Here is a 23200-nt window from a genome sequence, read left to right as displayed (position 1 = left end):
GCTTCACGACGCCAGGGCCTCGATCGTGCAGTCGATGAGCGCCCGCAGCCGCGCGAGGCGCCGCAGGTCGCGGTGGTAGCCCAGCCAGACGTCGCGCCCGGGCGGCGCTTCGCCGAGGTCGAGGCGCCGCAGGCCCGGGGTCTGGTCGCCCAGCGCGACGGGCAACACGGCCAGGCCGGTGCCGGCGGCACAGAGCCGGGCCTGCACCTCGCGGCTGTTGCTCGCGAAGGCAACGCGCGCGTTGGGCAGCAGCCGGCGCAGCCAGACGACGTCGGGGAAGTCGCGGTAGGCCGTGTCGAGCGTGACGAGCGCGGTGCCGGTGCCATCGCCGGGCTTCGGCGCCTCTCGCCCATCGGCCCCGAAGAGCGCGTACTCCGTGCGCATCAGCTTGCGCTGCAGGATGTAGGGCTCGTCGAAGGGCTGGATGCGAAAGACGAGGTCGGCTTCGCGCCGCGCGAGGTTCAGCAGCCGCGTGTCGGTCAGCAGTTCGACGCTCACGCCCGGATGCTTGCGGATGAACCCAGCCAGCATCGGCGAGAGCACGTACACGCCGAACCAGTCCGAGGACGACACGCGCAGCGAGCCTTCCAGCCGCTGCTCGCGGCCTTCGAGTTCGCGCTGGAACGCGAGCGCCTGTTCCTCCATGCGCTCGGCATGGCCGAGCACCGATTCGCCTTCGGCCGTGAGCACGAACCCGTCGCTCGTGCGCTGGAAAAGGGTGAGCGACAGGCTGGCCTCCAGCGCCTTCAGCCGCCGGCCCATGGTCGGCTGCGACAGGCCGATCTGCCGGGCCGCGGCCATCAGCGTGCCGGTGCGGGCGATGGCCAGGAAGACCTTGATGTCGCTCCACTCCATGGGGGCGTCATTCATTTGTGAATGATAAACCTGCAGTTCTGTCGATTTACTTGCATTTGTGTTGATCGAACAATCGCCCCATCGCTTCACAACTTCAAGGATTTCCCGATGACGACTTCCTCTTCAACCATGCGCGCCGCCGTGCTCGACGCCGCCGGCCAGCCCTTTCGCAGCGCCGAGCTCACGCGTCCCGCGGCGGGCCGCAACGAGGTGCTGGTGCGCGTCCACGCGAGCGGCGTGAATCCGCTCGACACCAAGATCCGCGCAGGCCAGGCCGCGCACGCGCAACAGCCGTTGCCCGCGGTGCTGGGCATGGACCTGGCCGGTGTGGTGGAAGCGGTCGGCCCGGGCGTGACCCGATTCAAGCGCGGCGACGAGGTCTACGGCATGGCCGGCGGCATCGGTGGCCTGCAAGGCACGCTCGCCGAGTACGCGGCGGTCGATGCCGACCTGATCGCGCTCAAGCCGCACAACCTCGGCATGCGCGAAGCGGCGGGCATGCCGCTGGTGTTCATCACCGCCTACGAAGGGCTTGTGGACCGTGCGAAGACGCAGGCCGGGCAGACGGTGCTGGTGCACGGCGGGGCTGGCGGCGTCGGCCACATGGCGGTGCAGCTGGCGCGCTCTCTGGGCGCCAGGGTGTTCGCGACCGGCAGGCCGGAGCAGGCCGAAACCATCCGCCGCTTCGGCGCGACGCCCATCGATTTCACGACGACATCGGTGGAAGACTATGTCGCGCAGCACACCGCCGGCGAAGGCTTCGACGTGGTCTACGACACGGTTGGCGGCGCGGTGCTCGATGCGTCGTTCGCCGCTGCCCGCCGCTACGGTGGCCATGTCGTCAGCTGCCTCGGCTGGGGCACGCACAAGCTGGCGCCGCTGTCGTTCCGCGCGGCGACCTATTCGGGCGTGTTCACGCTGCTGCCGATGATCACGGGACGGGGCCGCGCACACCACGGCGAGATCCTGGAAGCGGCGGCGCGGCTGGCCGAAGCCGGGCAGCTCGTGCCGCTGATGGACGCGCGCCGCTTCACGCTGGACGAGGCTACCTCCGCCCACGAGGCCGTCGAATCGGGCAAGGCCCGCGGCCGCATCGTGGTCGATACCGCGGCCTGAACTGCGGCCTGAATCGCCTCAGCAAAGCGGATGGTTGAACTGCCCGATCATGTTGGCGAAGTTCTGGTTGTAGCGGTTGGCCGAGCTGACGATGCTGGAGCTGCGCATGTACGCCGGCATCTTGGCCATCGCGCCGGTCTCCTTGCGAGCGAACACGCCGTTCTTGATGTCCTTGACGATCGAGCGCGACTGGCCGATGAACTCGTTGATCTGCAGCATGCCGCCGCTGCAGCTCTTGCCGCTCTGGGTCGACTGCTCGGCCATCTTCTTGCTCCAGCCCGCGGCCGAGTCGGCCACCAGCGCCAGCGAGGCTTCGAAGGCGGCAAGCGCCTTCGGATCGTTGGGCGCCGCGAACAGCGTCATGGCATCGGCGTGGTTCAACTTGCCGTGATAGATGAGCCCGGCGCGGTAGTAGGCGGCCGTGTCCTTGGGCGCCTTCTCGAAGGCTTCCTTGGTGAGCGCCTGGTCGCGGGCGCTCAGGCCCCTGTCGAAGGCCGCTTCGGCCTCGGCAACGGTGGTGAGCGCGGCCAGGTAGTCCTTGTTCATCTGGCGCGCCTTGTCGCCGTTGTCGGCGAGGTAGCCCTTGGAGTTGGCGTAGTCGTTCAGCTCGCGGCTCAGGGGCGACAGCACCTTGAGCGCGGCCGAGAACGCCTTGGCAGATTCATCGATCTCGGGCAGCGGCGCGGCGATGGCGGCGGCGCTGTCCAGCTTCTTGGCCGAGCGGTCCACGAGGATGTCGTTCTGGATGCGCAGGCTGGTCAGCGGCGCCTTGGCCTGGAGCAGCGGCACCTGGCTATCGACGTAGCTCTCGCGCGCTTCCTGGAACGAGGTGCGCAGGTTGTTGGAAACGTCAACGTAGATGTTGTACTTTTCGATGAGCTGCTGCTCGTTGCTGGACTGCTTGGCGCTGACCTGGGCCTGTGCCTGTGCCTGCGAGGTCTTGTCCGCCTTGTCGCCGCAACCTGCGACGAGCGCCGAAATGGCGACGAGGGTGGCTCCCAAAAGGGTGTGGTACTTCATTCTTTCTTTTCCTCCGTTAAGAAAACAGCAAAGGCAAGCCGTGGCACGGCTCGCGCGAGACATCGTGGGGAGGGGCGCCGCTGCCTGAGGACAGCGGTCGAGGGGTCAGGCGGCGCTGCGCCGGTAGAAGGCGAGCGAGCCCGCCAGCGCCAGCAGCATGCCGCCGCAGGCGCGGTCGATCCAGCGCGTGGCCGAAATCGTCAGGAGGCGGATCGCGCGGGCGCCGACGAAGGCATAGCCCAGCATCACCAGCATGTCGAGGCCCGCGAAGATCAGCGCAATGATCAGGTACTGCGGCGCCTGCGCGGCCGTCGGGTCGATGAACTGCGGCAGGAGCGCCGAACAGAAGATGTAGCCCTTGGGGTTGGTCACTGCCACGAGGAAGGACTTGAAGAAGATGCGCCGGTTTTCGCCCGCCGTGACCGTGGCTGCGGCGTCGGCGTCCGGCAGTTGGAAGCCGCCCTTGGAGCGCAGCATGCGCAGGCCGAGCCAGGCCAAGTAGACCGCGCCGACCCACTTGAGCATCGAAAACCAGAACTCCGACGCCGCCAGCAGCGCGCCGAGGCCGAGCGCCACGGCGCCGACCAGCACGAAGTCCGACAGCACCGCGCCCAGCATGCCCGGCAGCGCCCGGCGCACGCCATGGCGCGAACCGTTGCTCAGCGCCAGCAGCACGGTGGGACCGGGTGTTGCGATGGCCGCGAAGGCCACGACGGCAAACAGCAGGGCGGTGGCGAATGTCATCGCGGTGTTTCCCTCGGCGCGTCGTTCAGATCTTCTTGACCAGGACCATGCTCTTGCGGTCCCAGTTGTACTTGCGCTTTCGGGCTTCAGGCAGCCAGTCGGGGTTGACCTGCTGGAAGCCGCGTTTCAGGAACCAGTGCATCGTGCGCGTGGTGAGCACGAAGATGCTTTCCAGGCCCATCGATTTGGCGCGGTGCTCGATGCGCTTGAGGATGCGCTCGCCGTCGCCCTGCGACTGAGACAGCGGCGAGACGGTCAGCGCGGCCATTTCGGCGGTCTTCCCCTCGGGGTACGGGTACAGCGCCGCGCAGCCGAAGATCACGCCGTCGTGCTCGATCACCGTGTAGTGGCCCACGTCGCGTTCGATCTCGGTGCGGTCGCGCTTGACCAGCGTGCCGTCGCGCTCGAAGGGTTCGATCAGCTGCAGGATGCCGCCGATGTCGTCCACGGTGGCTTCGCGCAGGCTTTCGAGCTTTTCGTCGATCACCATGGTGCCGACGCCGTCGTGCACGTACACCTCCAGCAGCAGCGAGCCGTCCAGCGCAAAGGGCAGGATGTGGTTGCGCTCCACGCCGGCCTTGCAGGCCTTCACGCAATGCTGCAGATAGAAGGCGGTGTCGGTGGGTTTCTGCGCGGGGGGCAGGGAGGCGAGCAGCTTCTCGGCGGCGTCCAGCGGCAGTTCGGTGTCGATGGGGTTGTCTTCGCTCTCGGGCAGCTCGCTGTCCATGCGGATGCCGGGAATCTCGGTCAGGAAGATCAGCTTGTCGGCCTGGATCGAAATGGCCACGCTGGTGGCGACTTCTTCCATCGTGAGGTTGAAGGCCTCGCCGGTGGGCGAGAAGCCGAAGGGCGACATGAGCACCATCGCGCCGAAGTCCAGCGTACGGCGGATGCCCGAGGCATCGACTTTGCGCACCAGGCCCGAATGCTTGAAGTCCACCCCGTCGACCACGCCCACGGGACGCGCGGTGATGAAGTTGCCCGAGATCACCCGCACGGTGGAGCCGGCCATCGGCGTGTTCGGCAGGCCCTGGCTGAAGGCCGCTTCGATCTCGTAGCGCAACTGGCCCGCGGCCTCTTGCGCGGAGTCCAGCGCCACTTCGTCGGTGATGCGGATGCCGTGCGAGTAGCGCGCCTCGTGGCCCTTGGCCGCCAGCTGCTCGTTGACCTGCGGGCGGAAGCCGTGCACCAGCACGATCTTCACGCCCATGCTCTGGATCAACGCCAGGTCTTGCGCAATGTTCTGCAGCTTGCCCGCGGCGATCGCTTCGCCCGCGAGCCCGACCACGAAAGTCTTGCCGCGGTGCGTGTGGATGTAGGGCGCGACCGAGCGGAACCAGGGCACGAAGGTGAAATTGAAGACGGTGGACATGGGGCGTGATTGTGCATTCTCGAAAAGCATTTCGTACGAGGCAGGCCAATGCGCGCAACGTACAGGCGCGCCCGCCGGTGGGCAGGGCCGGGCGACGCCGTGCAACAGCCGCGGCGCGCGCCGATAATCGACGGTTTGCCCGCCGCCTGCTGCTGCCGACTGCTCTGCCTTGACGACCACGACACCCTCCGCCCCCTTGCGCATCGAGTTCCCCGAATCGCTCCCTGTCTCGGGCAGGCGCGACGAGATCATGGCCGCCATTCAGGCGAACCAGGTCGTGATCGTCTGCGGCGAAACCGGCTCGGGCAAGACCACGCAGCTGCCGAAGATTGCGCTCGCTCTGGGCCGCGGCAAGATGAACGCCGAACCCGGCAAGGGCCGGCTCATCGGCCACACGCAGCCGCGCCGCATCGCCGCGAGCTCCGTGGCCAAGCGCATCGCCGAAGAACTGAAGACGCCGCTGGGCGACGTGGTCGGCTTCAAGGTGCGTTTTCAGGACCGCCTGAGCCGCGACGCTTCGGTCAAGCTGATGACCGACGGCATCCTCCTGGCCGAAACGCAGACCGATCCGCTGCTCAAGGCCTACGACACGCTCATCATCGACGAGGCCCACGAGCGCTCGCTGAACATCGACTTCCTGCTCGGCTACCTGCGCGAGATCCTTCCGCGCCGTCCCGACCTGAAGGTGATCGTGACGTCGGCGACCATCGATGCCGACCGCTTTGCGCAGCACTTTGCGTCCACCAAGGGGCCTGCGCCGATCATCTATGTGTCGGGCCGCACTTTCCCCGTCGAGCAGCGCTACCGTCCCTTCGAGGAATCGCGCGAGCACGACATCAACGACGCGATTGCCGACGGCGTCGACGAGCTCTGGCGCGATCCGCACAACGCGGGCGACATCCTCGTGTTCCTGCCCGGCGAGCGCGAGATTCGCGAAGCCGCCGATCACCTGCGCCGCCACCTGAGCCATCAGCCGCTGTTTCGCAACGCGGAAGTCATGCCGCTGTTTGCGCGGCTGTCGGGGCCGGAGCAGGACCGCATCTTCGAGAGCCACTCGGGCCGACGCATCGTGCTGGCCACCAACGTGGCCGAAACCTCGCTCACGGTGCCGGGCACCCGCTACGTCATCGACACCGGCACGGCGCGCGTCAAGCGCTACAGCTTTCGCAGCAAGGTCGAACAGTTGCTGGTCGAGCCGATCAGCCAGGCCGCGGCCAACCAGCGCGCGGGCCGCTGCGGCCGCGTGGCGAACGGCATCTGCATCCGGCTCTACGACGAGAAGGATTTCGCGGGCCGCCCGCGCTTCACCGACCCGGAAATCCTGCGCTCCTCGCTGGCGGGCGTGATCCTGCGGATGAAGTCGCTGCGCCTGGGCGACGTGGCGCGCTTTCCGTTCCTGGAGGCACCGTCGCCGCGCGCAATTGCCGACGGCTACCAGTTGCTCAACGAACTCGGTGCGGTCGACGATGCGAACGAGCTCACCGCCACCGGCGCCGAACTCGCCAGGCTGCCACTGGACCCGCGCGTGGGCCGAATGATTCTGGAAGCCCGCACGCGCGGCGCACTCGAAGAGGTGCTGGTCATCGCCTCCGCCCTCAGCGTGCAGGACGTGCGCGACCGCCCGATGGAAGCGCAGCAGCAGGCCGACCAGGCGCATTCGAAGTTCGACGACGAGAAGAGCGAGTTCAGCGGCTACCTGCGTTTGTGGAAATGGATCGCCGACGCGCGCGGCGGCCATGGCGACACCCACAAGCTCAGCAACCGCCAGTACGAGCAACTGCTGCGCCAGAACTTCATCAACATCCGCCGCGTGCGCGAATGGCGCGACATCCATTCGCAGCTGCTGACGGTGGTCACCGAGCACAAGTGGCGCATCAACGCGGAGCCGGCCGGCTACGAACCGCTGCACCTGTCGATGCTCGCGGGCCTGTTGGGCAACGTCGGCTGGAAGCTCGAAGACGACGAGGCCTACCTCGGCGCGCGCGGCATCAAGTTCTACAAGCACCCGGGCGCGCATCTGAAGAAGAAGCCCGGGCGCTGGATCGTCGCGGCCGAACTGGTCGAGACCACGCGCCTCTTCGGGCGCGGCATTGCCAACATCGAGCCGCAATGGCTGGAGCAGGTGGCGGGCCATCTGCTGAAGAAGCAGTTGCTCGATCCGCACTGGGAGAAAAAGGGCGCGCAGGTTTCGGCGCTGGAACGCGCGACGCTGTATGGCCTTGTGGTCTACAGCGGGCGCCGCGTCGATTTCACCAAGGTCGATCCGATTGCCGCGCGAGAGATATTCATCCGCGAGGCGCTGGTCGGCGGGCAATGGGAAAGCAAGTTCCCGTTCCTTGCGGCCAACCGCAAGCTGGTGCGGGAAGTCGAGGGGCTGGAACACAAGGCGCGCCGGCAGGACGTGCTGGTCGACGAAGAGCTGATCTTCGCCTTCTACGATGCGCAACTGCCCGCCGATGTGGCCAGCGGCATCACTTTCGAGAACTGGTACCGCCATGCCTCGAAGGACCAGCCGCGCCTCTTGTACCTGACGCGCGAAGAGCTGATGCGCCACCAGGCCGCGGGCATCACGACGCAGTCGTTCCCGGCCACGCTGCGGCTGGGCGGTGTCGATTGCGCCGCGGCCTACCTGCACGAGCCCGGCGATGCGAAGGACGGGCTCACGGTGAGCGTGCCGCTTTTCGTGCTCAACCAGGTCAACGAAGAGCGTTGCGAATGGCTGGTGACCGGCATGCTCAAGGACAAGATCCAGGCGCTGCTCAAGAGCCTGCCGCAGCGCCCGCGCTCGCGGCTGGTGCCGCTGCCCGAGTCGGCGACCAAGCTGGCCGAGGCGCTCTCGGTGCCCGAGATCTTCGGAACGGGCTCGCTCACCGATGTGCTGCTCAAGCGCGTGCGCGACATGACGAGCATCGACGTCAAGCGTGCCGACTTCAAGCTCGACATGCTCCCGCCGCACCTGTTCATGAACCTGCGCGTGGTCGACGAGCATGGCCGCCAGCTGGGCATGGGCCGCAACCTGGGCGCGCTGAAGGCCGAGCTGGGCGCGCAGGCGCGCGGCGCGTTCCAGGCGCTGGCGGGGCTCAACGTCAAGGCGTCGCCGGCGCCCAAGGCTGCGGCGGACGGCGAAGGGCAGGCCCCGGCCAAAAGCGCCGCGCCCGAAAAGGCGACGCCGGCCTTGCCCGCCGGGCAGCGCTACACGGCCTGGACCTTCGGCGAACTGCCCGAGCTCATGGAAGTGCGGCGCGGCGCGCAATCGCTGATCGGCTTTCCGGCGCTGCGTGACGAGGGCGACGCGGTGACCATCGAGGTGTTCGACGAGCCCGCGGTGGCCGCCGCCAGGCACCGCGCGGGCCTGCGCCGGCTGTTCGCGCTGCAGCTGAAAGATGCGCTCAAGTACCTGGAGAAAAACATCCCCGACCTGCAGAAGATGGCCGTGGCCTACATGCCGCTGGGCACTTCCGAAGAGTTGCGCGCGCAGATCATCGACGTGGCCATCGACCGCGCATTCCTGCAGGAGCCGCTGCCTACGGATGAATTTGCATTCAAGCGCCGGCTGGAAGAGGGCCGGGGACGGCTCACGCTGATCGCCAACGAAGTGGCGCGGCTGGCGTCGGTCATCCTCGTGGAGTACGCGGCCGCCGCGCGCAAGATCAAGGACACGAAGATCCAGCCCGACGCCGTGCAGGACGCCGCGCAGCAATTGCAGAAGCTGGTCGGCAAGCGTTTCATCGCCGACTCACCTTGGACGCAGCTGCAGCACTTTGCGCGCTACCTCAAGGCCATCGTGTTGCGCCTGGACAAACTGCGCGCCGACCCCGCGCGCGACACCGCCAAGCTGGCCGAGTTGCGTCCGCAGGAACAGCGCTACTGGCGGCTGGTGGCCGAGCGCAAGGGCGTGGTGGACGACCGCATGCTCGAATTCCGCTGGTTGCTCGAAGAGCTTCGCGTGAGCTTCTTCGCGCAGGAGCTGCGCACGCCGCAGCCGGTGAGCGTCAAGCGTTTGGACAAGGCCTGGTCCCAGTTGCAGGCCTGAGAGCAGGCCTGAAAAGCAGGCATGAAAAAGCCCGCCATTGAGGCGGGCTCCGTTCTGGTGCGGACGCGGACTATATGCGGCCCATGAGCACCAGGATGATGACGATCACGACCACAAGGCCGACACCGCCGCTGGGCCCGTAACCCCAGGAGCGGCTGTAGCCCCAACTCGGCAGCGCGCCGATGAGGATCAGGATCAGCACGATCAGCAAAATGAGCGAGAGGGACATGGTTTTCTCCTGGGACGTTTGTTGTGACGAGCATTGATGCTCGGCGTCCCGGTGCGCGCCAGGCGCGGGAGAGCCGCCACTTCGGCGGTCAGGGCTGTCCTACCGCGGGCGTCGGCGGGTGGCCCGCCGTCAGATTCTGGAGAGCCGGTCCAGCGCCGCGTGGAGCGTTTCGTCCTTCTTGGCGAAGCAGAAGCGCACCACCCGCTGGTCGAAGCCGTTGCCGTAGAAAGCCGACAGCGGAATCGCCGCCACGCCGATCTCGCGCGTGAGCCAGAGGCAAAACTCGGCCTCGGAGAGGTCGCTCACGGGCGAGATGTCGACGCACTGGAAGTAGCTGCCCTCGCTGCGCAGCAGCTTGAAGCGCGTCTTCTCGGCCAGGCCGGCGGCGAACAGGTCGCGCTTGCGCTGGTAGAAGGCCGGCAGCTCGAGGTAGGGCTGGGGCTGCACCATGTATTGCGCGAGCGCGTGCTGCATCGGCGTGTTGACGGTGAACACGTTGAACTGGTGCACCTTGCGGAACTCGGCCATCAGCGGCGCGGGCGCGGCGACATAGCCGACCTTCCAGCCGGTCACGTGATAGGTCTTGCCGAAGCTGCTGACGATGAAGCTGCGCGCGGCCAAGCCCGGAAAACGGGCCACGCTTTCATGGCGTGCCGCGTCGAACACCATGTGCTCGTAGACCTCGTCGGCAATCACAAACACATCGGTCGGGGCAAGCAGCTCTTCGAGCTTGCGCATCTCGGCCTCGGTCCACACGGTGGCGCTCGGGTTGTGCGGTGTGTTGACGATGATGGCGCGCGTGCGCGGCGTGAGCGCGGCGGCGATCTTGTCGAAGTCGGGGCGGAAGGTGCCCGGGGTGAGCGGCACGCGCACCACGCTGCCGCCGGCCAGATCGATATTGGGCACGTAGCTGTCGTAGCAGGGCTCCAGCACGATCACCTCGTCGCCCGGCCGCACGATGGCCAGGATGGCGGTGATGATGGCCTGCGTCGCGCCCGCGGTCACGGTGATCTCCGTGGCCGCGCTGTAGCTGTGGCCGTAAAGCGCCGAAATCTTGGCGGCGATGGCATCGCGCAGTGCCGCAATGCCCGGCATCGGCGGGTACTGGTTGTGGCCGGCGGCCATGGCGGCCGTCACGTCTTCGAGCAGCTTCGGGTCGCAATGGAAATCCGGAAAGCCCTGGCCGAGGTTGACCGCGTTCTTCTCGGCGGCCAGCGCCGACATCACCGTGAAGATGGTGGTGCCGACGGCGGGCAGCTTGGTGGTGATCTCGGGCGTGCGTGGGGTTTGAACTGTGCTCATAGCTCGTAGTCTTGTGGGTGGCCGCTCAGGGCCTTGGCGATCAGGTTGCGGTCCAGCCGGTCGGACAGCAACTCGGCAAACTTGAAGACGAAGTTGCGCAGATACGCGCTGCGCTTGAAGGCGACGCGCGCGATGTTCTGGCCGAAGACATGGCCCATGGGGCGCACCACGAGGTCGGCGTTCGACTCGTCGCGCACGGCCATCTCGGCCACGATGCCCACGCCCAGTCCCAGGCGCACGTAGGTCTTGATCACGTCGGAGTCGATGGCTTCGAGCGCGATGCGCGGCGAGAGCTTCTTCTGCGCAAAGGCGTGGTCGATGCGCGTGCGGCCAGTGAACGACGGGTGGTAGGTGATGATGGGTTCCAGCGCCAGGTCTTCGAGCGAAATGCGCTCCTTGGCGGCCAGCGGATGGTCCTTGGGCAGCACCAGGACGTGCTGCCATTCGTAGCAGGGCAGGGTCACGAGCTCGGCGTAGCCGTCCAGCGATTCGGTGGCGATGCCGATCTCCGCGATTTCGTCGATCACCATGCGCGCCACCTGGTCGGGCGAGCCCTGGTGCAGGCTCACGTTGACCTTGGGGTAGGCCTCGCGCAGGTTGGCCACGGGCACCGGCAGCACGTAGCGCGCCTGGGTGTGTGTGGTGGCGATGGAGAGGGTGCCGCTGTCCTGCGCGCTGAACTGTTCGCCGATGCGCTTGAGGTTGCCGACCTCGCGCATGATGAGTTCGATGCTGGCAATGACATGCTGGCCCGGCTCGGTCACGCGTTTGAGGCGCTTGCCGTGGCGCGCGAAGATCTCGACGCCCAGCTCTTCTTCGAGTTCGATGATGGCCTTGGAGACACCGGGCTGCGACGTGTGCAGCGCCTTGGCTGCCTCGGTCAGGTTCAGGTTGCGCCGTACGGCTTCCTGAACAAACTTGAATTGGTGCAGATTCATATCAAATTCCGTCTTATTGCGGAATTCATTATGCCTTCGGAGTCTATCGAAATTGCCCGATCGTCAGTTTTTGACTGCGATTCTGGCCAGCAGCGCGACCAGTTCGGGCTCTTCCCCGACGATGCGGGCGAGCGAGAAGTCGGTGTCGGGCCAGGTTTTTCGAAGGGTTTCGAGCTGCAGCGGCAGGTCTTCGCGGGCGTGCTTGCCCATTCCGAGGAACAGGGGAACCAGCCGGATGGCGGTGGCGCCGTCCGCAATGAGGCTGGCTGCGGCAGCGTGAAGGTCGGGTGCGGCCAGCTCCATGTAGGCACAGACGATGCGCGCCGCCGGGTCGTCCTGCAGAACGCGCGCAGCCACGGCCTCGATGGGCTCGCGCCAGCGCGGGTCGCGCGAGCCGTGTGCCAGGAGCACGATGCCCCGCAATGCCACGGCCGCGGTCATCTTCGAAGAACCAGCCAGCTGAAGGCTGTCAACGACATCACCGAATAGATCATTCCCGGCGCCGCCGCCGTGAGCCAGGGCGACCAGTTGCTCAGGTTGCCCAGGTAGCCGAACACGTTGTTCAGCAGGAAGAAGCTGATGCCGATCATCACGCCGCCGAATACGTAGGTGGTGATGCCGGCCTGGCGGAAGTGCAGGTAAGCGAAGGGCAGGGCGAGCACCACCATCACCAGGCATGACAGCGGATAGAAAACCTTGCGCCAGAACTCGATCTCGTACCGCTGTGCGGTCTGGCCGTTGGCGTCCAGGTGGCGGATGTAGTCGAACAGGTCGATGGTGCTCATGCGGTCTGGCCGAAGCAGCGCCACCGACACCATTTCGGCGGTCAGCGAGGTGTTCCAGTCCATCTGCGGGATTTCGGTGGTGACGATGCGGGCCTTGTCGGCGCTGCGCGTCTCGTAGTCCTGCTTTTCGACGTCGGCCAGCGTCCAGTGCCCGTCGAAGATGCGCGCGGACTTGGCGACCAGCTGCTTGCTCACATAGCCGTTGGCGTCGAATTCGAAGATACGCGTGTTCTGCAGCGTGCCGTCGCGCGAGATTGACAGCACGTTCACCGCATAGGAGACGTTGTCGCGCTTTTCCTTGAGCCACGCGCCGGTGTTGCCCACCAGCGTGTAGGGGGCCTGGTAGCGCGACTTGAGCAACTGGCCGGTGCGTCCCGACAGCGGCGCGATGTAGTCGCCCACGGCGAACGTGAGGAAGACGAAGCCCAGGCCCAGCAGCAGCAGCGTGCGCAGCGCACGCCAGGGGCCCAGGCCGCTGGTGCGAAGGATGGTGTATTCGGAGCTTTGCGCCAGGCGCGCCATCACGAAGATGCAGCCGATCAGCACGGTGATCGGCAGCAGCTCGTAGAGGTGGCTGGGGATCAGCAGCGCCACATACACCAGCGCCTGCATCGGGCCGTAGGCCATGCTCTCGGGCTTGCCGACGGACTGCAGTTCGTCGACGAAGTCGAAGAAGAAGAACAGGCTCAGGAAGCCGAGCGTCACGAAAGCCACTGCCTTCAGTGCCTCGACGTAGATCAGTCGTCTGATGGTTTTCACGAAGTGGGATCGATCTTGGAGGGCTTGGGCGTCGGCAGGCCGCCGGCGATCGTGCGCACGGGTTTCTTCCTGCGCTGTCCCCAGTTGTTGTTGCGCAGCACCAGCCACGCCGTACCGATGAGGAAAACCCCGCCGTGCAGCAGCAGCATGAAGCTGCCCATGCCGTAGCGCCCGGAGCTGACCCAGCTCTGGCCGAGGTTCAGCAGGTTGTAGTAGATGACGAAGGCGAACAGCGCGAGCAGCAGGTTGCCGCTGCGCCCCACGCGCGGGTTGGCGCTGGAGACGGTCAGCGCCAGCAGCACGAAGTTGATGGCGGCCAGCAGCATGCCCACGCGCCAGCCCAGCTCGCCCAGGCTGGCGTCGCTGCGGTCGCGCAAGAGCGACAGCGTGGTGCGGGCACGCGCCGGCGTGGCGTTGGTCCCGGCATCCGAGCTTCCGCCGGCCCGGGTGCCGTAGGTCTTGAACTCGCTGATCTTGAGGCCCGAGGTCGGCAGCAGCGGGCGCTCCAGCCGTTGGCCGTTGCTCAGCATCAGGAAACGGTTGGGGCCGATGTCTTCGATGCGGCCGCTGCGCGCCGAGGTGGTGATCTGCAGGCCGCGCTCGATGGCCCAGATGAAGACGTTGGTGGCGGTGGCGCCGTCCGGGGTGTCCTTGTCGATGAAGAAGACGCGCATCCGGCCCGACGACTCGCGGAATTCGCCGGGCGTGACACGCTCGATGTCGCTGCGCTGCTCGTACTGCTGGCGCATGCCCATCGTCTGCGAATTGGCCCAGGGCCAGCCCACCAGCGCCATGGCGGCGATCAGGACCAGCACCGGCCACGAGAAGCGGAACAGCGGCTCCACAAAGTCGACCAGCCCGCGGCCGCTGGAGAACCAGATCACCATTTCGCTGTCACGGTACATGCGCGAGAGCGTGCCGACGATGGCGATGAACAGGCTCAGGCTCAGGATGGTGGGCATGTAGCCCAGCACCGTGTAGGCCATCACGATGAAGACGTCGGCCGGGTTCACGCTGCCCTTGGACGCGAGCCCGAGGGTACGGATGAGCATCATGGTCATCACGATGGTGACCAGGACCACGAGGGTCGCTCCGAAGCTGCGGGACAGCTCCTTGCGTAGGGAAGAATGGAATAACATCGTTCGAGGAAAAAAAGGATTATGGACTTTCAACTCAAGACCCTCTCTGTCGCTCAGGCCGCAGCCGAAAAATCCGATGTCCTCATCGTGCTCGTCGGCAGCGCGCCGATCACCGCCAAGGACGCACTCTCCGTCCTCGCCGCAAGTGCCCGCAAGGCCGGCGACTTTCCCGACAAGGCCGGCAAGCTGCTCGCGCTCTACCGCCCCGACGAGGTGGTCGCCTCGCGCGTGGTGCTCGCGGCCGTCGGCGACGGCACGCCCGCATCGGTGCGCAGCGGCGTGATCGCGGCCGTCAATGCGGCCAAGGCCCATCGGCCCAAGCGGGTCGTCGTCGTCTTCGCGCAGCCGGCCGAGGCGGCGGCGGTGGCCTGCGCGGTCACGGCCGCGGCCGATGCCAGCTATGTCTACACCGCCACCAAGTCGAAGGCCGAGCCGCGCAGCATCCGCGCGCTGACCCTCGGCGTGCCCGACGCAGCCGGCGTGCGCAAGGCCTTCGACGAGGCCTGCGGCACGGTGCTGGGCATCGAGCTGGCCAAGGAGTGGGGCAACCGCCCGGCCAATCACGCCACGCCCACGCTGCTGGCCGACGTGGCCAAGGAACTGGCCAAGCTGCCCAAAATCAAGTGCGAAGTGCTGGGCCCCAAGGAGGTCGAGAAGCTCGGCATGGGCTCGTTCGCCGCGGTGGCCCGGGGCTCGGCCGAGCCGCTGCGCTTCATCGTGCTGCGCTATCAGGGGGCGGCGAAGGACGAGGCGCCCGTGGTGCTGGTCGGCAAGGGCATCACCTTCGACACCGGCGGCGTTTCGCTCAAGCCCGCGGCCGAGATGGACGAGATGAAGTTCGACATGTGCGGCGCCGCGAGCGTGCTGGGCACATTCCGCGCGCTGGCCGAGATCCAGCCCGCGATCAACGTCGTGGGCCTCATTCCTTCGTGCGAGAACATGAACGACGGCAGGGCCGTCAAGCCCGGCGACGTGGTCACCAGCATGAGCGGGCAGACCATCGAGGTGCTCAACACCGACGCCGAAGGCCGGCTCATCCTGTGCGATGCGCTCACTTATGCCAAGCGCTTCGATCCGGCCGCCGTGATCGACATCGCCACGCTCACCGGTGCCTGCGTGGTGGCGCTCGGCGGCGTGCGCAGCGGGCTGTTTGCAAGCGACGAGACGCTGGCCGCGGCACTCCAGGCCGCCGGGGAGGAGTCGCAAGACCGCTGCTGGCGCCTGCCGCTGGACGACGACTACGCCGAAGGCCTCAAGAGCAACTTCGCCGATGTGGCCAACATCGGCGGGCGTGCCGGCGGTGCGGTCGTCGCGGCCAAGTTCCTGCAGCGCTTTGTCGGCGACTTCGCCTGGGCGCACCTGGACATCGCTGGCACCGCGTGGAAGAGCGGGGCGGCCAAGGGCTCGACCGGGCGGCCCGTCGGCTTGCTGGTGTCCTACCTGACGACCCGCGCGCGAAACGGCAATGCCGATGGCGCGTCCGAGAAGGCGGCCACCGACAGCGCCGCACCCGCCAAGGCACCGGCTCGAAAGGCCCGGTCCGCGAAGTGACGGAAATTGGTTTTCACTTCAACGCGCCGGACAAGCTCAACTACGCTTGCCGGCTCGTTCGCAAGGCTGTGAATGCGCGCGGCCTGCGTGTGGTGGTGGTCGGCGATCCGCAGATGCTCGATGCGGTCGATGTGGCGCTCTGGCAACTGTCGCCCGTCGATTTCGTGGCGCATTGCCGCAGCGACGCGCAGGCCCATGTGGTCGCGCGGTCGCCCGTCATTCTTTCCGCGGGCGGCGCCGATGCGGCCTCGTTGCCGCATCGCGAGATGCTCGTGAATCTGGGCCTCGACGTGCCGGCGGGCTTCGAGCGGTTCGAGCGCCTCATCGACATCGTGAGCGACGAAACCAACGACCGCCAGGTCGGCCGGTCGCGCTGGCGCCACTATGCCGATCGCGGCTACACCATCCAGCCGCATGATTTCGCAAGGAGCGCCTCCTGATGGCCAGCACACTGCGCACGCCGCCCCGGTTTGTTCCCACACTGACCACGGTGCTCGAAATTCCGGCCGAACCCGCGGGAGCCGAAACGCACGGGGCGGCCGATACACCGCCACCCCGGCCCGACCCGGCCGGTGCCGTCGCATTGCCCGTGGCGGCGCAGCTGTCGCAGGCGGAAATCGTCAGCCTCGAAGAGCAGCTTTTGCATCGTGTGCTGCAGCGCGTCGACTTCTCTCTGGAGGAGCGTTTGAGCGATGCCGTGTCGGCCGCGGTGCAGCAGCAACTCGACGACATGGTGCCGCGACTGCGGGGCGAAATCGAGGCCGTGCTGCGCGCGTTGGTCATCGAATCGATGGCCGCCGAACTCTCCGAAAACACAGGGTCTACGCCAGCTTCCGGCGTGTAAATCCTCGGCTAAACTGCGCCGCAGGTCGGAATGGCGTGAGGGTGCCGCTGGTCCGCGGCGCGAAACTTGCGAGGTTTGCGCGCCCGGATCACACGACCGGTTTTTTATTGTTTTCATCCAAGTTCTGGAGGTTTCCCATGCAATTGAAATGGACTGCGGTCGCACTGGCTGCACTCACGCTGGTGGCTTGCGGCAAGAAAGAAGAAGCTGCCGCACCCGCGGCAACGCCGGCGCCCACGGCAGCCGCCCCCGCACCCGCAGCACCTCCCGCCGACGCGCTGGTCGTCAAGATCGGTCACGTCGGCCCGACCAGCGGTCCCATCGCCCACCTGGGCAAGGACAACGAGTTCGGCGCCAAGATGGCCATCGAAGACCTGAATGCCAAGGGCCTGAAGATCGGCGACAAGGTTGCCAAGTTCGAGCTGGTGGCTGAAGACGACGCAGGCGATCCGAAGCAAGGCACGGCCGTTGCCCAGAAGCTGGTCGACGAAAAGGTCAACGGCGTGGTCGGCCACCTGAACTCGGGCACCACCATTCCCGCTTCCAAGCTCTACAGCGACGCCGGCATTCCGCAGGTCTCGCCGTCGGCAACCAACCCCAAGTACACGCGCCAAGGCTTCAAGACCACATTCCGCGTGGTGGCCGACGACACGCAACTGGGTGGCACGCTGGGCAAGTACGCCGTCGACACGCTCAAGGGCAAGAACATTGCCGTGATCGACGACCGCACGGCTTACGGCCAAGGCGTTGCCGAAGAATTCGAGAAGGCCGCCAAGGCCGCCGGCGGCACCATCGTGGGCCACGAATTCACCACCGACAAGTCGACCGACTTCAACGCCATCCTGACCAAGCTGAAGGCCGCGAAGCCCGACGTTCTGTTCTTCGGCGGCATGGACGCTGTTGGCGGCCCGATGCTCAAGCAGGTCAAGCAGCTCGGCCTGAACGTCAAGTTCATGGGCGGCGATGGCCTGTGCACCGGCGAACTGCCGAAGCTGGCTGGCGATGCCATCGGCGAAGACATGGTGGTTTGCGCCGAAGCCGGCGGTGTCGACGGCGACTTCAAGCAGCCGCTGGAAGACTTCAAGGCCAAGTTCAAGGCCAAGAACGGCGTCGACGTGCAGATCTATGCACCGTACGTCTACGACGCGGTCAACGTGCTGGCCGAAGCCATGGTCAAGGCCGGTTCTTCGGAGCCGGAAAAGTACCTGCCTGAAATCGGCAAGCTGGAATACAAGGGCGTGACCGGCCCGATCGCCTTCGACGAAAAGGGCGACATCAAGAACGGCGCGCTGACCTTGTACACGTACAAGGGCGGCGTCCGCACGCAGATCGCCGTGGTGCGCTGATCGTTGCGTTGTTGGTTGGCAGCCGCACGACGGCTGCCTTTCAAAGCAAAAGGGCCTTCGGGCCCTTTTTTCATGCCTGTCGTTGCGCGAGATTCAGAGCGGGACCAGGCCCGAGGGGCGGTCGGTGTTGCAGTAATCGATGAAGGCATCGAGATCGCGCGACTTGTCGAACACGGCGTCGGCACCCAGCGTCTTGCAGCGGGCGCGGATGTCTGCGGTCACGTAGTTGCTCAGCACCACGACGCGCTGGCCTGCCTTGCGCGCCCCGCATCCGGACAGCACGCCGAGGCCGGAGCCTTCCTTGAGGAACAGGTCGACGATGAGGAGCTGCCAGTCGTCGGGGTGGGCCTCGAGCCACGCGAGCGCTTCCGACTCGGTTTCGGCGAAGCCGACCACGTGGCCGTTGACCAGGTCCTCGAGTGCGGGGACCAGGTTATCCCTGATGGTCTTGTTGTCCTCGACGAGGAACGTGATGAGGGCCATGCCGTGGTTTCGATGTGAGAACCAATAGCGTAGCGTGCCGAACGTCGCCTGAGCGTAGGAGAAAGGATACGGACCGGAGGCCGTTGTCGCGAGGCGTCGCTTGGAACGCTCAGTCGGTGCTCTCCGAACGGAGCCTGGTCTTGAGCTTCTCGGCAAGCGCCTGGCTTTCGTTGCGCTCGGCCGTCGCCTCGCGACGCTTCTCGATTTCTTCGCTCAGCGCCGCATTCACCTCGGCCAGCTTCTCGGCCGACTTGGCCAGCTTCTCCTCGAGCTGGCTCGTGTGCTCGATGGCTTGCGCCACTTCGCCGACCTGGACCTCTTCGGGCAGTTCTTGTTCGAGCACGGTGCTCACGACCGCCAGGTTGTCCGACGCCCGTTGCACGTCGGCGGCGACTTCTTCGCTCTTTTGAAGTGTCTTGTCGAGGGAGGTCTTGCCGCGCGGCGAGGTGTGGGGTTGTGCAGCCATCAAGGCTCCTTATGCGGGCGTGAAAAGTAAAACCTTTGGATCGTAACGCCAGACAAGATACTTGCGTTCATGACCCCGGTTGTTGCTAAGCAACGTGTCATACGACATAACAGACGACAAAAAAGCCCAAGTGCTTGTGGCGACCTGGGCTTCTTGATTCACTGCATGTTCGCGAACGATTACGAACAATCCATCTCTGGCGGAGCAGGCGGGATTCGAACCCGCGGAGGGCTATTAACCCTCACACGCTTTCCAGGCGTGCGACTTAAACCGCTCATCCACCGCTCCGAAGCTCTCGATTATAGCAGTCGCTCAGCTCGGATTCGACGGCTTGCCGGCCTGGACCATGCGCATCGCCGAGGCGATGAGCGCCGCGGTCTCGCTCATGTTGCTTGGCACGATCAGCGTGGTCTTGGAGTCTGCCGCGACCTTGCCGTAGGCGTCGACGGCGCGCTCGGCCACCTTGAGCTGCACGGCCTGTTCACCGCCGGGCTGCTGGATGGCGGCCGCCACGCGTTCGATGGCGTCTGCGGTCGCGGTGGCCACCGCGGTGATGGCGGCGGCCTCGCCCTGGGCGTTGTTGATCTGGGCCTGCTTTTCACCTTCGGAGCGGGCAATGAAGGCCTCGCGCTCGCCGGTGGCGATGTTGATCTGTTCCTGGCGACGGCCTTCCGAAGCCGCGATCAGCGCGCGCTTGCCGCGCTCGGCGGTGATCTGCGCCTGCATGGCCAGCAGAATTTCCTTCGGCGGCGTCAGGTCCTTGATTTCGTAGCGCAGCACCTTCACGCCCCAGTTGAGCGCAGCCTCGTCGATGGCGGCCACCACCTGGGCGTTGATGACGTCACGTTCCTCGAAGGTCTTGTCGAGCTCGAGCTTGCCGATCACGCTGCGCAGCGATGTTTGCGCGAGCTGCGTCACGGCCACGATGTAGTTGGACGAGCCGTAGCTCGCACGCATCGGATCGGTCACCTGGAAGTACAGGATGCCGTCGACCTGCAGCTGCGTGTTGTCGCGCGTGATGCAGATCTGGCTGGGCACGTCGAGCGGGATTTCCTTCAGGCTGTGCTTGTAGGCCACCCGGTCGATGAACGGGATCAGGAAGTTGGGGCCGGGCGTCATGGTGCCGTGGTACTTGCCCAGGCGCTCGCGCACCCAGGCGTTCTGCTGCGGCACGAATTTGACCGACTGGCTGATGAAGATGATCGCAATGACCAGGATGATGAGGGGGACCGAGAATTCCATGGTGCTCTTCCTTTTCTAAGCTCTTGAGTTCTGACTGACTAGATCTTGTCGACGACCAGGCGGCTGCCGATCAGTTCGACCACGCGGTGCTCGCCGGTCGAGGGCGCATGGCCCGCGCGCTGCACCACGGTCCACTGGGCGCCGCGATAGCGCACGGTGGCGGTGCCGTCCGGGTTCCAGTTGTCGACATACACGCTTTCGCCGATGTCGAGGTTCACGTCGCGATTGGCTTCGGTAGGAGGTTCGGCGGGGCGCTTGCGCTGGATCGAATGCCAGACCAGCACCGCGCCCACGCCGATGACGGCCGCCACGAGCAGCTGGGTCACCATGCCGAAGCCCAGGTGCGCCGCGATCGCTGCCGCCGCGAAGCCGGCAGCCAGCAGCAGCAGGTAGACCGTGCCCGAGACCAGCTCGGCCACGATGACGGCGCCCGCTATCAGCCACCAGATGGTGGAATTCGCCATGACAACTCCTCTTTTTTGCTTGTTGGATGTGCGCCATTCTGATGCATACGGCCCCAAGCGCTTGCCTCATGTAGGGGTACTGTCTTCATCCGGGCGCTGCTTGTCCGCATCGCCCGGAAGTCTTGCGCCGGGCTGACCGAATTCTTCATCTGAATTCCGTACACTTCGCGCCTCATTGCCTGTCCGGAGCCCCGCTCATGAAATTTCGTTTCCCCATCGTCATCATCGACGAGGACTTCCGCTCCGAAAACACCTCGGGCCTCGGCATTCGCGCGCTCGCGCAGGCCTTTGAAAGCGAGGGCTTCGAGGTGCTGGGCGTCACGAGCTACGGCGACCTGAGCCAGTTCGCGCAGCAGCAAAGCCGCGCCAGCGCCTTCATCCTGTCGATCGACGACGAGGAATTCACGGTCGGCCCCGACCTCGACCCGGCCGTGCTGAACCTGCGCACCTTCATCGGCGAAGTGCGGCGCAAGAACGCGGACGTGCCGATCTACATCTACGGCGAGACCAAGACCGCGCGCCACATTCCCAACGACATCCTGCGCGAGCTGCACGGTTTCATCCACATGTTCGAGGACACGCCGGAGTTCGTGGCGCGCCACATCATCCGCGAGGCCAAGAGCTATCTGGAAGGCGTGCAGCCGCCGTTCTTCAGGGCGCTGATCGACTATGCGGAAGACGGCTCTTACTCCTGGCACTGCCCGGGCCACTCGGGCGGCGTGGCGTTCCTCAAGAGCCCGGTGGGCCGGATGTTCCACCAGTTCTTCGGCGAGAACATGCTGCGCGCCGACGTCTGCAATGCGGTGGAAGAACTGGGCCAATTGCTCGACCACACCGGCCCGGTGGCGGCCAGCGAGCGCAACGCCGCGCGCATCTTCAACGCCGACCATTGCTTCTTCGTCACCAACGGCACCAGCACCAGCAACAAGATGGTGTGGCACCACACGGTCGCGCCCGACGACGTGGTGGTGGTCGACCGCAACTGCCACAAGTCGATCCTGCACGCGATCATCATGACCGGTGCCATTCCGGTGTTCATGAAGCCCACGCGCAACCACTTCGGCATCATCGGCCCCATTCCCAAGAGTGAGTTCGAGCAGAGCGCCATCAAGGCCAAGATCAAGGCCAACCCGCTGCTGGCCGACGTGGACCCCGACAAGGTCAAGCCGCGCGTGATGACGCTCACGCAGTCGACCTACGACGGCGTGATCTACAACACCGAGACCATCAAGAACATGCTCGACGGCTACGTCGACACGCTCCACTTCGACGAAGCGTGGCTGCCGCATGCGGCCTTCCATCCGTTCTATGGCGCCTACCACGCCATGGGCAAGCGCCGCGTGCGCCCGAAGGAATCGCTGGTGTTCGCCACTCAGTCCACCCACAAGCTGTTGGCCGGCATCAGCCAGGCCAGCCACGTGCTGGTGCAGGATTCGCAGAATCGCGCGCTCGACCGCGACCTCTTCAATGAGGCCTACCTGATGCACTCGTCCACGAGCCCGCAGTACGCGATCATCGCGAGCTGCGACGTGGCCGCCGCCATGATGGAGCCGCCCGGCGGCACCGCGCTGGTGGAAGAAAGCATCCTCGAGGCGCTCGACTTCCGCCGCGCCATGCGCAAGGTCGAGGAAGAGTTCGGCAAGGACGAGTGGTGGTTCAAGGTCTGGGGTCCCGAGAAGCTCGTCGAAGAGGGCATCGGCCGCGCCGACGACTGGATCATGACGGGCGAGAAGGACGCCCAGCCTTCCAAGCGCGCCAAGAGCAAGAAGTCGCCGCGCAACTGGCACGGGTTCGGCGACCTGGCCGACGGCTTCAACATGCTCGACCCGATCAAGTCGACCATCGTGACGCCCGGCCTCGACCTCGAAGGCAACTTCGCCGAAACTGGCATCCCGGCCAGCGTGGTGACCAAGTTCCTCGCCGAGCACGGCGTGATCGTGGAGAAGACGGGTCTCTACAGCTTCTTCATCATGTTCACCATCGGCATCACCAAGGGCCGCTGGAACACGCTGCTGACGGCGCTGCAGCAGTTCAAGGACGACTACGCGCGCAACCAGCCGATGTGGCGCATCCTGCCGGAGTTCTGCCAGCAGCACCCCGGCTACGAGCGCCTGGGCCTGCGCGACCTGTGCCAGCACATCCACCAGCTGTATGCGCGTTACGACGTGGCGCGCCTCACGACCGAGATGTACCTGAGCGACCTCACGCCGGCCATGAAGCCCAGCGACGCCTTTGCCCACATCGCGCACCGGAAGACCGAGCGCGTGGAGATCGACGAGCTCGAAGGCCGCATCACCACCAGCCTGATCACGCCGTACCCGCCGGGCATCCCGCTCCTGATTCCGGGCGAAGTGTTCAACAAGAAGATCGTCGATTACCTCCGGTTCTCGCGCGAGTTCAATTCGCAGTGCCCGGGTTTCGAGACCGACATCCACGGGCTGGTGGCGCGCATCGACGAGACGACCGGCAAGAAGCGCTACTACGCAGACTGCGTTCGCAAGCCGGCCTGACC

The 23200-nt window shown here is 65.9% G+C and carries 21 protein-coding genes and 1 tRNA gene; 7 read left to right on the top strand and 15 right to left on the bottom strand.

Annotated elements, in window-relative coordinates; translation table 11 throughout:
• Positions 1–3: 3 nt before the first annotated feature.
• On the bottom strand, positions 4–870 hold the full coding sequence (locus ABIC90_RS06060) for a LysR family transcriptional regulator (RefSeq protein WP_354353172.1): 867 nt from the start codon (positions 868–870) through the stop codon (positions 4–6).
• Positions 871–963: 93 nt separating this feature from the next.
• Here ABIC90_RS06060 and ABIC90_RS06055 point away from each other — a divergent pair, with 93 nt between their 5' ends.
• Positions 964–1971, top strand: coding sequence for a zinc-dependent alcohol dehydrogenase family protein (locus tag ABIC90_RS06055; RefSeq protein WP_354353171.1), 1008 nt, complete (start codon positions 964–966; stop codon positions 1969–1971).
• Positions 1972–1989: 18 nt separating this feature from the next.
• Here ABIC90_RS06055 and ABIC90_RS06050 read toward each other — a convergent pair whose 3' ends face one another.
• The 3 genes from ABIC90_RS06050 to argA all read right to left on the bottom strand — a co-directional run bounded on the left by ABIC90_RS06050 (position 1990) and on the right by argA (position 5107).
• A complete protein-coding gene (locus ABIC90_RS06050) occupies positions 1990–2991 on the bottom strand; it encodes a DUF3829 domain-containing protein (protein WP_354353169.1) in 1002 nt (333 codons plus the stop codon).
• Between the two features lie 105 nt (positions 2992–3096).
• Complete coding sequence (locus tag ABIC90_RS06045) at positions 3097–3735, bottom strand: LysE family translocator (protein WP_354353168.1); 639 nt, start codon at positions 3733–3735, stop codon at positions 3097–3099.
• A gap of 25 nt (positions 3736–3760) precedes the next feature.
• Entirely contained in the window at positions 3761–5107 is a 1347-nt protein-coding gene (argA, locus tag ABIC90_RS06040) for an amino-acid N-acetyltransferase (RefSeq protein WP_354353167.1), read from the bottom strand.
• Positions 5108–5357: 250 nt separating this feature from the next.
• Between argA and hrpA the strand changes: the two genes are divergently transcribed.
• Positions 5358–9140 carry an ATP-dependent RNA helicase HrpA gene (gene hrpA / locus ABIC90_RS06035; RefSeq protein ID WP_436318178.1) on the top strand — a complete coding sequence of 1261 codons (3783 nt, stop codon included), beginning with the start codon at positions 5358–5360 and terminating at the stop codon, positions 9138–9140.
• 70 nt (positions 9141–9210) lie between these two features.
• Here hrpA and ABIC90_RS06030 read toward each other — a convergent pair whose 3' ends face one another.
• The 6 genes from ABIC90_RS06030 to lptF form a co-directional block, all read right to left on the bottom strand.
• Positions 9211–9369, bottom strand: coding sequence for a DUF3309 family protein (locus tag ABIC90_RS06030; RefSeq protein ID WP_354353165.1), 159 nt, complete (start codon positions 9367–9369; stop codon positions 9211–9213).
• A 129-nt stretch (positions 9370–9498) separates the two neighbouring features.
• Positions 9499–10671: a pyridoxal phosphate-dependent aminotransferase gene (locus ABIC90_RS06025; RefSeq protein ID WP_354353164.1), complete on the bottom strand. Its 1173-nt coding sequence runs from the start codon at positions 10669–10671 to the stop codon at positions 9499–9501.
• Positions 10668–11609, bottom strand: a complete 942-nt coding sequence (locus tag ABIC90_RS06020) for a CysB family HTH-type transcriptional regulator (protein WP_354353163.1) — start codon at positions 11607–11609, stop codon at positions 10668–10670. The genes ABIC90_RS06025 and ABIC90_RS06020 overlap by 4 nt, the downstream gene beginning before the upstream one ends.
• Positions 11610–11672: 63 nt before the next feature.
• Positions 11673–12050 carry a sirohydrochlorin chelatase gene (locus ABIC90_RS06015; RefSeq protein ID WP_354353162.1) on the bottom strand — a complete coding sequence of 126 codons (378 nt, stop codon included), beginning with the start codon at positions 12048–12050 and terminating at the stop codon, positions 11673–11675.
• Positions 12047–13153, bottom strand: a complete 1107-nt coding sequence (gene lptG, locus ABIC90_RS06010; RefSeq protein WP_354353161.1) for an LPS export ABC transporter permease LptG — start codon at positions 13151–13153, stop codon at positions 12047–12049. The genes ABIC90_RS06015 and lptG overlap by 4 nt, the downstream gene beginning before the upstream one ends.
• Entirely contained in the window at positions 13150–14292 is a 1143-nt protein-coding gene (gene lptF, locus ABIC90_RS06005) for an LPS export ABC transporter permease LptF (protein ID WP_354353160.1), read from the bottom strand. Before lptF ends, lptG begins: the two co-directional genes overlap by 4 nt.
• A 21-nt stretch (positions 14293–14313) precedes the next feature.
• Here lptF and ABIC90_RS06000 point away from each other — a divergent pair, with 21 nt between their 5' ends.
• From ABIC90_RS06000 to ABIC90_RS05985, 4 genes are all read left to right on the top strand, one after another.
• The gene (locus ABIC90_RS06000; protein ID WP_354353159.1) at positions 14314–15843 is read left to right on the top strand and encodes a leucyl aminopeptidase; all 1530 of its coding nucleotides are present in this window, start codon (positions 14314–14316) and stop codon (positions 15841–15843) included.
• On the top strand, positions 15840–16283 hold the full coding sequence (locus tag ABIC90_RS05995) for a DNA polymerase III subunit chi (protein ID WP_354353158.1): 444 nt from the start codon (positions 15840–15842) through the stop codon (positions 16281–16283). The genes ABIC90_RS06000 and ABIC90_RS05995 overlap by 4 nt, the downstream gene beginning before the upstream one ends.
• Positions 16283–16687 carry a hypothetical protein gene (locus tag ABIC90_RS05990; protein WP_354353157.1) on the top strand — a complete coding sequence of 135 codons (405 nt, stop codon included), beginning with the start codon at positions 16283–16285 and terminating at the stop codon, positions 16685–16687. Before ABIC90_RS05995 ends, ABIC90_RS05990 begins: the two co-directional genes overlap by 1 nt.
• 137 nt (positions 16688–16824) lie before the next feature.
• A complete protein-coding gene (locus ABIC90_RS05985) occupies positions 16825–18033 on the top strand; it encodes a branched-chain amino acid ABC transporter substrate-binding protein (RefSeq protein ID WP_354353156.1) in 1209 nt (402 codons plus the stop codon).
• A gap of 93 nt (positions 18034–18126) precedes the next feature.
• Here the strand turns inward: ABIC90_RS05985 and ABIC90_RS05980 are convergent, their stop codons facing one another.
• The 5 genes from ABIC90_RS05980 to ABIC90_RS05960 all read right to left on the bottom strand — a co-directional run bounded on the left by ABIC90_RS05980 (position 18127) and on the right by ABIC90_RS05960 (position 20688).
• A complete protein-coding gene (locus tag ABIC90_RS05980; protein WP_354353155.1) occupies positions 18127–18516 on the bottom strand; it encodes a response regulator in 390 nt (129 codons plus the stop codon).
• 109 nt (positions 18517–18625) lie between these two features.
• Entirely contained in the window at positions 18626–18982 is a 357-nt protein-coding gene (locus tag ABIC90_RS05975) for a hypothetical protein (RefSeq protein ID WP_354353154.1), read from the bottom strand.
• 197 nt (positions 18983–19179) lie between these two features.
• A tRNA-Ser gene (locus ABIC90_RS05970) sits at positions 19180–19270 on the bottom strand.
• A gap of 24 nt (positions 19271–19294) precedes the next feature.
• Complete coding sequence (locus ABIC90_RS05965; RefSeq protein WP_042579791.1) at positions 19295–20224, bottom strand: SPFH domain-containing protein; 930 nt, start codon at positions 20222–20224, stop codon at positions 19295–19297.
• A gap of 38 nt (positions 20225–20262) precedes the next feature.
• Complete coding sequence (locus tag ABIC90_RS05960; protein ID WP_354353153.1) at positions 20263–20688, bottom strand: NfeD family protein; 426 nt, start codon at positions 20686–20688, stop codon at positions 20263–20265.
• Positions 20689–20885: 197 nt separating this feature from the next.
• Here ABIC90_RS05960 and ABIC90_RS05955 point away from each other — a divergent pair, with 197 nt between their 5' ends.
• Positions 20886–23198: an arginine/lysine/ornithine decarboxylase gene (locus tag ABIC90_RS05955; RefSeq protein WP_354353152.1), complete on the top strand. Its 2313-nt coding sequence runs from the start codon at positions 20886–20888 to the stop codon at positions 23196–23198.
• Positions 23199–23200 lie beyond the last annotated feature (2 nt).

Origin of the sequence: Variovorax boronicumulans, from assembly GCF_040544675.1 — a bacterium.
Taxonomy (GTDB): domain Bacteria; phylum Pseudomonadota; class Gammaproteobacteria; order Burkholderiales; family Burkholderiaceae_C; genus Variovorax; species Variovorax boronicumulans_D.
The sequence above is the reverse complement of the archived record's forward strand: the minus strand, read 5'-3'. Positions and strand labels throughout refer to the sequence as shown.